The sequence below is a fragment of the Pseudomonas sp. ABa2 genome, from assembly GCF_056676075.1.
In genome coordinates this window covers 3,457,358-3,470,083 of record NZ_CM155239.1, presented here as the reverse complement: position 1 = coordinate 3,470,083, position 12,726 = coordinate 3,457,358, and the positions used below count along the sequence as shown (strand labels likewise).

The 12,726-nt window shown below is 68.2% G+C and carries 14 protein-coding genes; 8 read left to right on the top strand and 6 right to left on the bottom strand.

Annotated elements, in window-relative coordinates; all coding sequences use genetic code 11:
- Nucleotides 1-61 precede the first annotated feature (61 nt).
- Nucleotides 62-946, bottom strand: a complete 885-nt coding sequence (locus tag AC1G9C_RS16865) for a LysR family transcriptional regulator (protein ID WP_480408259.1) — start codon at nucleotides 944-946, stop codon at nucleotides 62-64.
- A gap of 117 nt (nucleotides 947-1,063) precedes the next feature.
- Here AC1G9C_RS16865 and AC1G9C_RS16860 point away from each other — a divergent pair, with 117 nt between their 5' ends.
- Nucleotides 1,064-1,327, top strand: coding sequence for a hypothetical protein (locus AC1G9C_RS16860; RefSeq protein WP_480408258.1), 264 nt, complete (start codon nucleotides 1,064-1,066; stop codon nucleotides 1,325-1,327).
- A 33-nt stretch (nucleotides 1,328-1,360) separates the two neighbouring features.
- On the opposite strand, the gene cmoB is transcribed toward AC1G9C_RS16860, so the two are convergent.
- The 4 genes from cmoB to AC1G9C_RS16840 form a co-directional block, all read right to left on the bottom strand.
- Nucleotides 1,361-2,329 carry a tRNA 5-methoxyuridine(34)/uridine 5-oxyacetic acid(34) synthase CmoB gene (gene cmoB / locus AC1G9C_RS16855; RefSeq protein WP_480408257.1) on the bottom strand — a complete coding sequence of 323 codons (969 nt, stop codon included), beginning with the start codon at nucleotides 2,327-2,329 and terminating at the stop codon, nucleotides 1,361-1,363.
- The gene (gene cmoA, locus AC1G9C_RS16850) at nucleotides 2,326-3,069 is read right to left on the bottom strand and encodes a carboxy-S-adenosyl-L-methionine synthase CmoA (protein ID WP_480408256.1); all 744 of its coding nucleotides are present in this window, start codon (nucleotides 3,067-3,069) and stop codon (nucleotides 2,326-2,328) included. The genes cmoB and cmoA overlap by 4 nt, the downstream gene beginning before the upstream one ends.
- Nucleotides 3,070-3,137: 68 nt before the next feature.
- Entirely contained in the window at nucleotides 3,138-3,710 is a 573-nt protein-coding gene (locus AC1G9C_RS16845) for a hypothetical protein (protein WP_480408255.1), read from the bottom strand.
- 80 nt (nucleotides 3,711-3,790) lie between these two features.
- Nucleotides 3,791-4,426 carry a lysoplasmalogenase gene (locus tag AC1G9C_RS16840; RefSeq protein WP_480408254.1) on the bottom strand — a complete coding sequence of 212 codons (636 nt, stop codon included), beginning with the start codon at nucleotides 4,424-4,426 and terminating at the stop codon, nucleotides 3,791-3,793.
- Nucleotides 4,427-4,589: 163 nt separating this feature from the next.
- Between AC1G9C_RS16840 and AC1G9C_RS16835 the strand changes: the two genes are divergently transcribed.
- Complete coding sequence (locus AC1G9C_RS16835; RefSeq protein WP_480408253.1) at nucleotides 4,590-5,843, top strand: RNA polymerase sigma factor; 1,254 nt, start codon at nucleotides 4,590-4,592, stop codon at nucleotides 5,841-5,843.
- A 116-nt stretch (nucleotides 5,844-5,959) separates the two neighbouring features.
- Here AC1G9C_RS16835 and rapA read toward each other — a convergent pair whose 3' ends face one another.
- Nucleotides 5,960-8,800, bottom strand: coding sequence for an RNA polymerase-associated protein RapA (gene rapA, locus AC1G9C_RS16830; protein WP_021445690.1), 2,841 nt, complete (start codon nucleotides 8,798-8,800; stop codon nucleotides 5,960-5,962).
- 163 nt (nucleotides 8,801-8,963) lie between these two features.
- Here rapA and AC1G9C_RS16825 point away from each other — a divergent pair, with 163 nt between their 5' ends.
- From AC1G9C_RS16825 to AC1G9C_RS16800, 6 genes are all read left to right on the top strand, one after another.
- Nucleotides 8,964-9,257: a hypothetical protein gene (locus AC1G9C_RS16825; protein WP_021445691.1), complete on the top strand. Its 294-nt coding sequence runs from the start codon at nucleotides 8,964-8,966 to the stop codon at nucleotides 9,255-9,257.
- Between the two features lie 36 nt (nucleotides 9,258-9,293).
- The gene (locus tag AC1G9C_RS16820; protein ID WP_480408252.1) at nucleotides 9,294-9,893 is read left to right on the top strand and encodes an alpha-ketoglutarate-dependent dioxygenase AlkB family protein; all 600 of its coding nucleotides are present in this window, start codon (nucleotides 9,294-9,296) and stop codon (nucleotides 9,891-9,893) included.
- The gene (locus tag AC1G9C_RS16815) at nucleotides 9,890-10,051 is read left to right on the top strand and encodes a hypothetical protein (RefSeq protein WP_021445693.1); all 162 of its coding nucleotides are present in this window, start codon (nucleotides 9,890-9,892) and stop codon (nucleotides 10,049-10,051) included. Before AC1G9C_RS16820 ends, AC1G9C_RS16815 begins: the two co-directional genes overlap by 4 nt.
- Before the next feature lie 200 nt (nucleotides 10,052-10,251).
- Nucleotides 10,252-10,368, top strand: a complete 117-nt coding sequence (gene ccoM / locus AC1G9C_RS16810) for a cytochrome c oxidase subunit CcoM (protein ID WP_021445694.1) — start codon at nucleotides 10,252-10,254, stop codon at nucleotides 10,366-10,368.
- Between the two features lie 177 nt (nucleotides 10,369-10,545).
- Entirely contained in the window at nucleotides 10,546-12,531 is a 1,986-nt protein-coding gene (locus tag AC1G9C_RS16805) for an FUSC family protein (protein WP_480408251.1), read from the top strand.
- A complete protein-coding gene (locus AC1G9C_RS16800; protein WP_122107507.1) occupies nucleotides 12,518-12,718 on the top strand; it encodes a DUF1656 domain-containing protein in 201 nt (66 codons plus the stop codon). The genes AC1G9C_RS16805 and AC1G9C_RS16800 overlap by 14 nt, the downstream gene beginning before the upstream one ends.
- The last annotated feature ends 8 nt before the right edge of the window (nucleotides 12,719-12,726 follow it).

Genomic DNA, 12,726 nt, shown 5'->3' with positions numbered 1-12,726 from the left:
CTGCAGGGCGTCGCGGCGCCGCCTAGGCCATGCGTACCGCCCCGTATCCGATGCGCGCCGTTCAGCTCTGCGTAAACGCCTGAATCACCTGCGTGGCGAGTGCCTCGATGGTGTCGTTGGCCTGAGTGCCGCGCAGTAGCCTGATCTGGTAGTCGTCCAGCGGCGGCAGGCCGTGCTCCTCGCCCAGGCGACGTAGCGGCGGCCGGACCAGACCGCGCGGGAAGGGGGCTATCGCCAGATCGGCGATCATCGCCGCTTCCTGCCCCGCACTTTGATCGCAGGAGTACGCCACGCGATAGTCCAGGCCAATCCGGTCGAGGGCGTCCAGCGCCGCACGGCGCCAGGCGCAGCCGGGATTGGCCAGGGCCAGCGGCAGCGGTGAGCGCTGTACCGCCAGGCCGCCGTCGCGACCTGCCCAGACCAGCGGCTCGGTATGGACCACCACGCCGAGCGTATCGTCCAGGCCCTGGTTGCCGGTCTCGATCAGGCACAGGTCGAGTTCGCCCAGCTCCAGTTTGGCCACCAGATCCACGCTGCGTCCCACGCAGACGTCCACCTGCACGGCCGGATGGCTGCGGGCGAAGCTAGTCAGCACGCCAGGCAGCACGCGCGTGCTCAGATCGTTCGGGATGCCCAGGCAGACCCGGCCGCTCAGCGCCGGCTGGAGAAACTGCGCCACCGCCTCCTCGTTGAGCCTGAGCAGGCGCCTGGCATAACCCAGCAGCAGCTCACCCTCGGCGGTCAGGCGCACGCGCCTGGCCTCGCGGACGAACAGGCGCTGGCCGAGGCTTTCCTCCAGGCGTTTGATCTGCAGGCTGACGGCCGCCGTGCTGCGAAACACCTGCGCCGCGGTGCGGGTGAAGCTGCCGCTGTCGGCGATGGCGACGAAGGTACGCAGCACATCGCTTTCCAGCAGCGGCAGGGAGATGGGGGCTGCCGTGTTCATGATCGTTAAATAATAATTAACTCATGGTTTGATATTTGTCGTTTGTTTGAACGATAGGCGCGTTTCATCCTGCTCGCAAGCCCGGCCAGAAGCCGGCACTGAACAGGAGGAAAGGCCATGAAAGGTTCGAACGAGTGCGACAAGTCGCGTCCAGCCATGCCCGAGTTCTATCTGCCGGCCATGTGGCCGCTGGATCTGCAGAACGCCATCGCCGACTGGATCGGCGCCTGGTGCTGGCGTCGGCGCATGCGCCGTCTGCTGGCGCAGGATGCCGCGGGGTGGATTCGCCTGGGCAGTGCCCGCGGCGTGGTGGAGCAGGGGGCGAGCGAACCGCTACGGCTGATCGCGCAGCGGCGGGCGTACTGGTTGCGTGGTCGGTAGGGCCTATCTGGCGGTGCGCGTGGCGCACCGGGGCTACGGCTTGCGCGCGATCAGCACGGCGCGGGTCGGCGCCGGCAGGCCTTCGACGGTGCGGCTGTGGTCGGCCGAGTCGAGGAATTCCGGTAGCGACTGGAAGCGCATCCACTCGGTGGCGCGTTGTTCGTCCACCGAGGTGGTGCTGACGTCCACGCAGCGCACGTCCTCGAAGCCGGCGCGGCGCAGCCAGCGCTGCAGCGCTGGGACCGAGGGCAGGAACCAGACGTTGCGCATCTGCGCGTAGCGATCCTCGGGGACCAGCACCTGTTCGGCGTCGCCCTCGACCACCAGGGTTTCCAGCACCAGTTCGCCGCCCTTGACCAGCGCGTCCTTGAGGTCGAGCAGGTGGTCGATGGGCGAGCGGCGGTGATACAGCACGCCCATGGAGAACACCGTGTCGAAGCCCTGCAGCTTGGCCGGCAGTTCCTCGAAGGCCAGCGGCAGGTGCCATGCCGGCTGCTCCGGCATGTAGCGTTTGATCGCCAGGAACTGGCAGAGGAACAGCCAGTTGGGGTCGATGCCGATCACGCTGCCAGCCCCGGCGCCGAGCATGCGCCACATGTAGTAGCCGTTGCCGCAACCGACGTCGAGGATGCGTTTGCCGGCCAGATCCAGGTGGGGGGCGACGCGCTGCCATTTCCAGTCCGAGCGCCACTCGGTGTCGATGTGCACGCCGAACAGCTCGAACGGCCCCTTGCGCCAGGGAATCAGCCCCTGCAGGGCAGCTTTCAATTGCGCGCGGCTGGCCTCGTCGCAGGCGCCGCCGAAGGCGAAGCGCTGCGCCAGCTCCACTTCGCTCACTGTCAGTGACGGCAGCGCCTGCACGGCGCCGTACCAGCGCGTCAGATCGCCGTGACCGATGGCCAGCTTGGCGTCGAGCTGACCGGGTAGATCGGCTGCCCAGTCCTGCAGCGGGGTGCCGGCCAGTTGCGCCTGTAGGGCGTCGAGGTCCAGATCGCGCATCATGGCAGGGCCACCAGCGAGGCGAAGTTCAGGCACTGGAACCAGGGCACCACCTGGCTGAAACCGGCGGCCAGCAGGCGTTCGCGGTGCTGCTGGAGGCTGTCCGGCAGCATCACCTTCTCGATGGCGCTACGCTTCTGCGCGATTTCCAGTTCGCTGTAGCCGTTGGCGCGCTTGAAGGCGACGTGCAGCTCGGTGAGCAGCTTGTGCTCGGCGGCGTCCTCGAAGCGCAGCTTTTCCGAGAGGATCAGCGCGCCGCCCGGCAGCAGCGCCTGGCGGATGCGCGTGAGCAGCTCCAGGCGCCGCTCCGGCGGGATGAACTGCAGGGTGAAGTTGAGCGTGACCAGCGAGGCGGGTTGCAGCTCGAAGGCAAGAATGTCCGCCTCGATCACTTCCGCCGGCAGCAGTTCCTGGAACATGGCGTCCTGCGCGTGCAGGTACTCGCTGCAGCGGGCGACCATGGCCGGCGAGTTGTCCACCGCGATCACCTTGCAGCCATCGACGCGCACGTGGCGGCGCAGCGCCTGGGTCACCGCGCCGAGCGAGGCGCCGAGGTCGTACAGCAGGGTGTGTGGCTGGGCGAACTGACCGGCGAGCACGCCGATGTTCTCGACTATGGTCGGGTAGCCGGGCACCGAGCGCTTGATCATGTCGGGGAACACCCGCACCACGTCCTCGTTGAAGACGAAATCGGGCACCTCGGCCAGCGGCTGGGCGAATAGACGGTCGGGTTCTTGGCTCACGGGTGGTCGCAACGGGCAGCGGAAAAGGCCGGCATTTTAGCCAAGAGCGCGGCCGGGCTGAACAGGCACTACTTCAACTGGTCGGAAAAGAATTCGCCGGCGCCCTGCAGTGGGCCCAGCGGGTTGCGCTTGACCTCCAGGCGGCGGATGTTCGGCTCGCCGTTGCTGACCTTGTGCACCAGCTTGTCGTCGACCAGCACGAACACCGCACGGAACACCCAACCCTGCAGCTCGCGGTTCTTGCGAAAGTTCAGCACGTCGGCCCAGAAGCTGCCGACCCGCTGGGTATCGGTCTTGGTGAACTCGAAGGCGTAGCCCACGCAGCGGTCCTTGGCCTCCAGGCAGTGCACCAGGCCGTCCGGCAGGTAGGCGATGGGTACGTTGGGCTGGACGAACATCAGCCGCACGTCGATGAACGAGAGCATCTTGCCGTTGCCATGGGCCAGCGGGTCGAAGCCAAGGGAGAACAGTTCGGCGCGGTCGGTCAGCCCCGGCACCGCCTGCGAGTAACGCATCTCGGCGTCGAGGTAATCGCCGAAGGGTGACAGCGATTCGGCCCGCTCGCTGGGTAGCAAGCTGCCGCAGCCAGACAACCCGGTCGCCAGCATGATCAGCCCGACCGCCCGCCCGATCACCACCATATCGCTCACCCTGAAGTGGACTGCCCTGTAACTCCTATAGTCGATTTATCGCCGTCCTGCTGTTTCATCGGCGTAACAGCTCAGGCGCGGCGGGCGAAGGCCGAGGCGGTGATGCCCCATTGGCCGGCCCAGTAGCTGAGGATGATGGCGTAGGGCGCGGCGGCGAAGCTGGCGACGAAGCGATCGATGCCGATCAGACTGTCGGAAAGCACGAACAGCGCCGCGCCGGCGGCGGCCAGATAAGTCGAGCGCGGCTGCAGCTCGGGGTTGCCGAGGCGGGCCAGGGCGCGCCACAGCATCAGGCTGATGACCAGGGCGTAGCAGGCCACCGGAATCAACATCGGGCCCAGGCCGCTGGCGGCCAGCACGGCGAACATCGCGCCGCCGGCGCCGAGCGCCAGCAGCAGGGCGGGCAGGGCCGGGCGGCGGGTGTCGGAGAAGTAGGCGCGCAGGTAGGCCAGGTGGCCGAGGAGGAAGGCGCCGAGGCCGAACACGAACAGATCGCCCGGCCAGTCCAGCAGGATGTCGCCGGCCAGGGAGCACAGCAGACCGATGCCGATCCAGCGCCGGTAGGTGCCGGCCGGCGCCTGGCGCAGCCAGAGCAGCAGGGCGATCACCGGAATGCCCTTGGTCAGCAGGCTCAGTTGCGCATCGCCGCTGATCCGGCCGTAGAGAAAGATCGCGGCTCCCGCCAAGCCGAGCAACAACCAGCGCATAGTGAGGCTCCATCCAATGATCGAATGGCCGGTACTATGCCGGGCAGGCGTGGCGCTGCCAATGCGCAGCGTGCCAGGCCGAGTGGCGGATCGTGCCGCCTCTCGACCATTGCCCGCTTAGCGGGCATTGTTGAGCCTCGTCGTCGCCATGGAGGCCGTTGCAATGGATACACCCAGCGAGATCGGCGCCCTGATCGAACGCCTGTATCGCGAGGAGTCGCGCCGCGTGCTGGCGACCCTGATCCGCCTGCTGGGCGACTTCGACCTGGCCGAGGAGGCGCTGCACGAGGCCTTTCGCGTGGCGGTGGAACAGTGGCCGCAGGAGGGCGTGCCGGCCAATCCGCGCGCCTGGCTGGTGTCGACCGGGCGCTTCAAGGTGATCGACAACCTGCGCCGCCAGCGTCGTTTCCAGCCGCTCGACGAGCAGGTCGAGCTGCCCGACGAGGCGCCGCTGGAGGAGGGTGAACTGCTCGAAGACGACCGTCTGCGCCTGATCTTCACCTGCTGCCACCCGGCGCTGGCCAACGATGCCCAGGTGGCGCTGACCCTGCGCGAGGTGTGCGACCTGACCACCGAGGAGATCGCCCGTGCCTTTCTTGCCAGCCCCGCGACCCTGGCCCAGCGCATCGTTCGTGCCAAGAGCAAGATCCGCGAGGCGCGGATTCCCTACGAGGTGCCGGGGCGCAGCGAGCTGCCCGAGCGCCTGGAGGCGGTGTTGCGGGTGGTCTACCTGGTGTTCAACGAGGGCTACTTCGCCAGCTCCGGCGATTCGCTGACCCGCAGTCAGTTGTCCGACGAGGCCATTCGCCTGGGGCGGTTGCTGGCGGAGTTGCTGCCCGAGCCGGAGGTGCAGGGGTTGTTGGCGCTGATGCTGCTGCACGAGTCGCGCCGCGCCGCACGCAGCGGCGCCGACGGCGAGGTGATTCTGCTCGAGGCGCAGGATCGCGGTCTGTGGAACCCCGAGCTGATCGCCGAGGGCGAGGCGCTGGTGCTGCAGGCCCTGCATTCGCGACGCTTCGGCCCCTACAGCCTGCAGGCGGCGATTGCTGCGGTGCATGCCGAGGCGCCGAGCCTGGAGGCGACCGACTGGGCGCAGATCGTCGGCCTGTACGATGAACTGCTGCGCCTGACGCCCTCGCCTGTGATCGAGCTCAATCGCGCGGTGGCCCTGGCCATGCGCGACGGCCCCGAGGCGGGGCTGGCGCAGGTCGACCGGCTGCTGGCGGCCGGCGAGCTGGACAATTACCACCTGGCCCATGCCGCCCGCGCCGACCTGCTGCGCCGCCTGGGCCGCCGCGAACAGGCGCGTGCCGCCTACCGCCAGGCCCTGGCGCTGGCGCAGCAGGGGCCGGATCGGCAGTTTCTGCAGAAAAGGCTGGAGGAGTTGGAGGCACGCGAGGCGGACGACAAGCCCTAGGGTGTCGCGGGGCCGCCCAGGTCGTGCGCACCATTTGCCACAGTTCGTCGCCCGGACAGGCATAACAGGGGGCGGGCATTGAACCCTCTCCCAGAGGGAGAGGGGCTTTTCAGCACTTAACCGGCCACCAATACGCGAATCGCTTCCAGACGCAGGGCAGCCTTGTCGAACATCGCCAGGCTCTGCTCGCGCTGCTGGCGCAGGGCCTCGATCTCGCTGTCGCGCACGCTGGGGTTGACCGCCTGCAGGGCGACCAGACGCGCCAGTTCCTCGTCCAGCTCGGCGATCAGGCGGCGCTTGGCCTCGGCCACGCGCTCGACGTGGCGCGGCATGACCTTGGCTTCGGCGTCGTTGAGCTGCTTGGTCAGCACGTCGCGCTGGGCCTGGACGAACTTGTTGGCGCTGGCGCGCGGCACGCTTTCCAGCTGGTCGTTGAGGGTTTCGAAGCCGACCTTGGCGGCCAGGTCGTTGCCATTGGCGTCGAACAGGCAGCGCAAGGCGGCCGGGGGCAGGAAGCGGCCCAGTTGCAGCTTGCGCGGGCCGACCACTTCGCTGACGTAGAGCAGTTCCAGCAGCACGGTGCCGGGTTTGAGCGCCTTGTTCTTGATCAGCGCCACCGCGGTGTTGCCCATCGAGCCGGACAGCACTAGGTCCATGCCGCCCTGCACCATGGGGTGTTCCCAGGTGAGGAACTGCATGTCCTCGCGGGCCAGGGCCTGGTCGCGGTCGTAGGTCACGGTCACCGCCTCGTCGTCGCCGAGCGGGAAGCTGGCGTCCAGCATCTTCTCGCTGGGGCGCAGGATCAGGGCGTTGTCGGAGTGGTCTTCGCTGTCGATGCCGAAGGCGTTGAACAGCTCTTCCATGTAGATCGGCAGGCTGAACTGGTCGTCCTGCTCGAGGATGGCTTCGACCAGCGCCTCGCCTTCACCGGCGCCACCGGAGTTGAGTTCCAGCAGACGGTCGCGGCCGCTGTGCAGCTCGCCTTCCAGGCGAATGCGCTCGGCGGTGGCCTCGTCGATCAACTGTTGCCACTGGCCGTCGTCGCCGCTTTCCAGCAGCGGCAGCAGGCGCGGGCCGAACTGGTGCTGCAGGGCGTTGCCGGTGGGGCAGGTGGCGAGGAAGGCGTTCAGCGCCTGGTGATACCACTGGAACAGACGCTCCTGCGGACTGTTCTCCAGGTAGGGCACATGGAGCTGGATACGGTGCTTCTGACCGATGCGGTCGAGACGGCCGATGCGCTGTTCGAGCAGGTCCGGGTGGGCCGGCAGGTCGAACAGCACCAGGTGATGGGCGAACTGGAAGTTGCGGCCTTCGGAGCCGATCTCCGAGCAGATCAGCACCTGGGCGCCGAATTCTTCGTCGGCGAAGTAAGCGGCGGCGCGGTCGCGCTCGAGGATGCTCATGCCCTCGTGGAACACCGTGGCCGGGATGCCGGAGCGCACGCGCAGGGCGTCTTCCAGGTCCAGGGCGGTCTCGGCGTGGGCGCAGATCACCAGCACCTTGTATTTCTTGAGCATCTTCAGGGTGTCGATCAGCCACTCGACGCGCGGGTCGAAGCGCCACCAGCGCTGCTCCTCGTCCACCTCGTCCTGGGCCTGGTAGCCGACTTCCGGGTACAGCTCGGCATGCTCGCCGACCGGCAGCTCCAGGTATTCGACCGGGCAGGGCAGCGGGTAGGGGTGCAGCTCGCGCTCGGGGAAACCCTGCACCGCCGCGCGGGTGTTGCGAAACAGCAGGCGGCCGGTGCCGTGGCGGTCCAGCAGCTCGCGCACCAGGCGCGCGCGGGCGGCTTCGTCGCCGCCGTCGATGGCGTCGAGCAGCTCGCGGCCCTCGTCGCCGAGGAAGCCGCCGATGGCGTCGCGCGCCTGGGCGCTGAGCTTGCCGTGGTCGAGCAGTTCCTGCACCGCCTCGGCCACCGGACGGTACTGGCCGCTCTCGGCGCGGAAAGCGTCCAGGTCATGGAAGCGCGCCGGATCGAGCAGGCGCAGGCGGGCGAAGTGGCTGTCCTGGCCGAGCTGCTCGGGGGTGGCGGTGAGCAGCAGCACGCCGGGGATGACTTCGGCCAGTTGCTCGACCAACGAGTACTCGGCGCTGGCCTGTTCCGGGTGCCAGACCAGGTGGTGGGCTTCGTCGACCACCAACAGGTCCCAGCCGGCGGCGAACAGCGCGTCCTGGGCCTTCTCGTCGTCCTTCAGCCACTCCAGCGCGACCAGCGCCAGCTGGCAATCCTCGAAGGGGTTGCTGGCGTCGCTTTCCATGAAGCGCTCGGCGTCGAACAGCGCCACGTCCAGGTTGAAGCGCCGGCGCATCTCCACCAGCCACTGGTGCTGCAGGTTCTCCGGCACCAGGATCAGCACGCGGCCGGCGCGGCCGGAGAGCAGCTGGCGGTGGATCACCAGGCCGGCCTCGATGGTCTTGCCCAGGCCCACCTCGTCGGCCAGCAGCACGCGCGGGGCGATGCGGTCGGCGACTTCGCGGGCGATGTGCAGCTGATGGGCAATCGGCTGGGCGCGCGCGCCGCCCAGGCCCCACAGCGAGGATTGCAGCAGGCGGCTGTTGTGTTCCAGGCTGTGGTAGCGCAAGGCGAACCAGGCCAGCGGGTCGATCTGCCCGGCGAACAGGCGGTCGCTGGCCAGGCGGAACTGGATGAAGTTCGACAGCTGCGTCTCCGGCAGGGTGACGCTCTGGTGCTGACCGTTGAGGCCGTGGTAGACCAGCAGGCCGTCGATGTCCTCGACTTCCTGCACGGTGAGCTTCCAGCCCTCGAAATGGGTGATCTCGTCGCCCGGGGCGAAGCGCACGCGGGTCAGCGGGGCGTTGCGGGTGGCGTACTGGCGCGTCTCGCCGGTGGCCGGGTAGAGCACGGTGAGCAGGCGGCCGTCCTCGGCGAGGATGGTGCCCAGCCCCAATTCCGCCTCGCTGTCACTGATCCAGCGTTGCCCCGGTTGATACTGCATGCCTGTCTCCCCGCGTGAAAAAGCCGGCTATGGTAACGGATGCGCTGCCCGGGCCAAAGCGGCCATGGCACTTATGCCGTTCGACTCAGTCGAAAGTGTAGCGAGCACCGCCTAAAGTCGCGGCTTGCGGGGCCGACAGCCTGACCAAAGGAGGTGCGATTACGTGTTACCACCTATCCCCCACAGCCTGGTGCCGGTCACTGCCTCGCAAGACGTGATCAAGCCCAAGCCCGAGATTCCGCCGGTGACGCCAGCCGAGGCCAGCGCCAAGGAAAGCGCGCTGAACCTGGACAAGCGCCACCCGCAGGAAACCGAGGAGCTGCTGCGCGAAGAGCAGCGCCGCCGTCAGCGCCGCGGCTACACCCCCGAACAGCTGGCTGCGGCCGAGCCGGAGGAGGTGGAGCAGGCACTGGGCGATCTGCCGCGCCAGGGATTATGGGTGGATGTGGAAGTCTGACAGACTGGCCGCCTGTGTCTTTCTCCGAGTCTGATCATGCTGTTTGCCGATCCCTTGCCCGAGCTGGCCGATGCCGAGCTGGACTACCAGCCGGGCTGGGTCGACGCCGCCGTGGCCGATGCCTGGCTCGCCGCCTTGGTGGACGAGACGCCCTGGCAGCAGCCGGAGCTGTTCATCCATGGCCGTTACCACCGGGTGCCGCGCCTGACCGCCTGGTACGGCGAGCCCGAGGCGCGCTATCGCTATTCCGGCAAGCTTCACCAGCCGCTGCCCTGGACGCCGTTGCTCGATGAGATTCGCCGGCAGATCGTGAAGGCCGTAGGCCAGCCGCTCAATGCCGTGCTGCTCAACTATTACCGCGATGGCCAGGATTCCATGGGCTGGCACAGCGATGCCGAAGCCGAGCTGGGGCGCAATCCGCTGATCGCCTCGCTCAACCTCGGCGGCAGCCGGCGCTTCGACCTGCGCCGGGTCGGCAGCACGCGCATCGGCCATTCGCTGACCCTGGAACACGGCTCGCTACTGGTCATGCGCGGGCCGACCCAGCATCATTGGCAGCACCAAGTGGCGAAGACGCGCCAGCCCTGCGCGCCGCGTCTGAACCTGACCTTTCGCCTGATCCGGTTTCCGCTATGAGCAACGACGACAAGCTGATCGACTTCGCCGCCGAACGCGGCAAGCGCATCCACGACCTCAACGACAAGCGTCTCGACGAGATGCGCCAGGCCTTCGAGCAGGCCCTGCCGCTGGCCAAGGCGAAGAAGAAGCCTAAGCACAAACCGAAGAAGCGCTGAAGCCTCCTGCCCCTTTGCCGTCCTGGGCGGCGCTGCCGCCGTGTCCGCTCGCTCCGTGCCCCTCGATTGCTTGACCTGGATCAGTGTTGCCGCCGCCAGGGCGGCGGCCGCCGTCGCGCATTGACCCAGATCAATTGTCCTCCCGCCGCCGCTGGTAAGGTGCAGTCATCCCAGACAGGCAGGCACAACAGGAGGCAGCCATGTTCGTCGATACAGTGGTTCTCGCCGGAGTCGGCACGGTTGTTCTGATGGTCGCCTTTTTCGGCGGGGTCGGTTACTTCATCTGGAAGGATTCGCACAAGCGCAAGCCAAGCTGATCTTTTCGGTTTACAGGGCACGCAAGGCAATTCGGGCGACTTCGGTCGCCCTTTTTTATGGGCGTGCGGCGTGCGGAGCTGGGCGCAAACTACGTAGCTAGCTAATAATTAGCTTGTTTCGTAGGGCGCTATGACGCTCGTCTACGCTTTCCTCGCCCAGTCCTTGAAGCCGATTCCATGCGCGATGCCCTGCTGGCCTTTGTGGCGCCCAGCGCCCAGGCCCTTCAGTTTGCGATCAAGACCCTGCTGGGCGGCGGCCTGGCGCTGTGGTTCGCCTTCCGTTTCGATCTGCCGCAGCCGCAGTGGGCGTTGATGACCGCCTTTATCGTCGCCCAGCCGCTGTCCGGCATGGTGGTGCAGAAGGGCCTGGCGCGCCTGCTCGGCACCCTGGTCGGCACCGTCATGGCGGTGCTGCTGATGGCGCTGTTCGCCCAGGCGCCCTGGTTGTTCCTGCTCGCCCTGGCGTTCTGGCTGGGGCTGTGCACCGCCGCCTCGAGCATGCTGCGCAGCGCCTGGAGCTATGCCTTCGTGCTGGCCGGCTACACCGTGGCGATCATCGGCCTGCCGGCCATCGACGCGCCGCTGACGGTGTTCGATCAGGCGGTGGCGCGCTGCACGGAAATCTGCCTGGGGATTGTCTGCGCCACCGCAGTCAGCGCGGTGCTCTGGCCGCAGCGGGTCGAGCGCCAGCTGGTGCAGCAGGCACGCAGCGCCTGGCAGGCCGGGGTGAACGCCGCGGCCTCGGCACTGGTCGGCGAGGCCATGGCGCGTCAGGGCCTGCTCGAGGTGCTGGGGCGTATCGTCGCGGTGGATGCCCAACGCGAGCACGCCTGGTTCGAGGGCGCTCGCGGCCGCCAGCGCGCCCGTGCCCTGCGCGCGCTGAGTCGCGATCTGCTCACCCTGCTGCGCCTGGCGCGCGGCGTGGCGCGCCAGTGGCGGCAGTTGAGCGAGGCCGAGCGCCACGCCCTGGCGCCTTGGCTGGAGCGGGTAGGCGAGCAGCTGGCAGAGGGGCAGGCGCAGCAATTGTCGGCGCTGGCCGAGCAACTGCGTCAGGCCGCCGAGGCGCCGACGCTCAGCGCGGTGCAGCGTTTGTGCCTGGAGCGCCTGGCGTTGCTGGCGCTGCGCCTGGATACCGCCAGCCAGTCGCTGGCGGCGGTGGAGCACGGCGAGAGCGGGCAGGCGTCGCCGGCACTGTCCTGGCACAGCGACTGGCAGACCGCCGCGGTCTATGGCGCGCGCAGCGCCCTGGCCTTCCTGGCGCTGGCGGCGTTCTGGCTGGCCAGCGGCTGGACCGCCGCCAGCGGCGCCCTGCTGCTGTGCTGCGTGGTCTGCAGCCTGTTCGCCAGCCGCGAGAACGCCGCACAGATCGGCCTGTTGTTCATGCGCGGGATCTTCTATGCGCTGCCGCTGGCATTCATCGTCGGACAGATCCTGCTGCCGCAGCTCAACGGCTTCGCCATGCTCTGTCTGGCCCTCGGCGTGCCGCTGTTCTTCGGCGCCCTGGGCATGGCCAAGCCGGCGCTGGGCGCCACCGCCACCTCCTTCAGCCTGCATTTCATCGTGCTCTGCGCGCCGCAGAACGACATGCAGTACGACGTCGCCTTCTTCCTCAACGAGGCGCTGGCCATGCTGATCGGCGTCGGCTGTGCGGTGCTGGCGTTCAACCTGATCGGCTTGCGCAGCCCGGCCTGGCATGGCCGCCGTCTGCTGCGCGCCACCCTGCAGGACCTGGCCCGGCTCACCCGTCAGCCGCTGGCCGGGGCCGAGAGCTGGTTCGGCGGGCGCATGGCCGACCGCCTGCTGCAACTGGCGCGGCACTACCCGGCGCTGCCCAGCCAGAGCCGCAGCCGCTGGGACGACGGCATCGCCAGCCTGGACCTGGGCGACGAGCTGCTGCACCTGCGCGCCTGCCTGGCGGCGGGCGACCGCGCGCTGGGCCTGGCCGAAACGAATTTTCTCGATCACCTGCGCCGACAGCTGTTGCTCGGCCCGGCGCCGGCGCGGGGTGCTGCCCTCGATGCCGCGCTGGACGACTTGCTCCAGGCCCTGCGCGGCGCGCCGCCGAGCATCGACCGGCGTCTGGCCGAGGCGGCCCTGCTGCAGCTGCACGGCGGCTGGCAACACTGGTGCGGGCAACAAGGAGAAGCCCATGGGCTTGCGTGAATGGGCGCTGGGCGGGGTGCTGCTCAGCCCCATGCTGCTTTATGCGTTGCTGGCGCTGCTGCTCACCGGCGCGCTGCGCCTGGCCCTGCAGCGGCTTGGTGTGGCGCGCTGGATCTGGCACGAGGCGTTGTTCGACTGCGCCCTGTATGTCTGTGTGCTGGCGGCGCTGGTCGCCGTGTTGAGTTGATGAAGGAG

Coding starts and splice junctions, on each gene's coding strand:
- AC1G9C_RS16840 (WP_480408254.1), bottom strand. CDS start 4,426: ATGCGCTGGTTGTTGCTCGGCTTGGCGGGAGCCGCGATCTTTCTCTAC.
- cmoB (WP_480408257.1), bottom strand. CDS start 2,329: ATGATGCGCGATCTGGACCTCGACGCCCTACAGGCGCAACTGGCCGGC.
- AC1G9C_RS16820 (WP_480408252.1), top strand. CDS start 9,294: ATGCTGTTTGCCGATCCCTTGCCCGAGCTGGCCGATGCCGAGCTGGAC.
- AC1G9C_RS16805 (WP_480408251.1), top strand. CDS start 10,546: ATGCGCGATGCCCTGCTGGCCTTTGTGGCGCCCAGCGCCCAGGCCCTT.
- AC1G9C_RS16815 (WP_021445693.1), top strand. CDS start 9,890: ATGAGCAACGACGACAAGCTGATCGACTTCGCCGCCGAACGCGGCAAG.
- AC1G9C_RS16835 (WP_480408253.1), top strand. CDS start 4,590: ATGGATACACCCAGCGAGATCGGCGCCCTGATCGAACGCCTGTATCGC.
- ccoM (WP_021445694.1), top strand. CDS start 10,252: ATGTTCGTCGATACAGTGGTTCTCGCCGGAGTCGGCACGGTTGTTCTG.
- rapA (WP_021445690.1), bottom strand. CDS start 8,800: ATGCAGTATCAACCGGGGCAACGCTGGATCAGTGACAGCGAGGCGGAA.
- AC1G9C_RS16860 (WP_480408258.1), top strand. CDS start 1,064: ATGAAAGGTTCGAACGAGTGCGACAAGTCGCGTCCAGCCATGCCCGAG.
- AC1G9C_RS16865 (WP_480408259.1), bottom strand. CDS start 946: ATGAACACGGCAGCCCCCATCTCCCTGCCGCTGCTGGAAAGCGATGTG.
- AC1G9C_RS16800 (WP_122107507.1), top strand. CDS start 12,518: ATGGGCTTGCGTGAATGGGCGCTGGGCGGGGTGCTGCTCAGCCCCATG.
- AC1G9C_RS16845 (WP_480408255.1), bottom strand. CDS start 3,710: ATGGTGGTGATCGGGCGGGCGGTCGGGCTGATCATGCTGGCGACCGGG.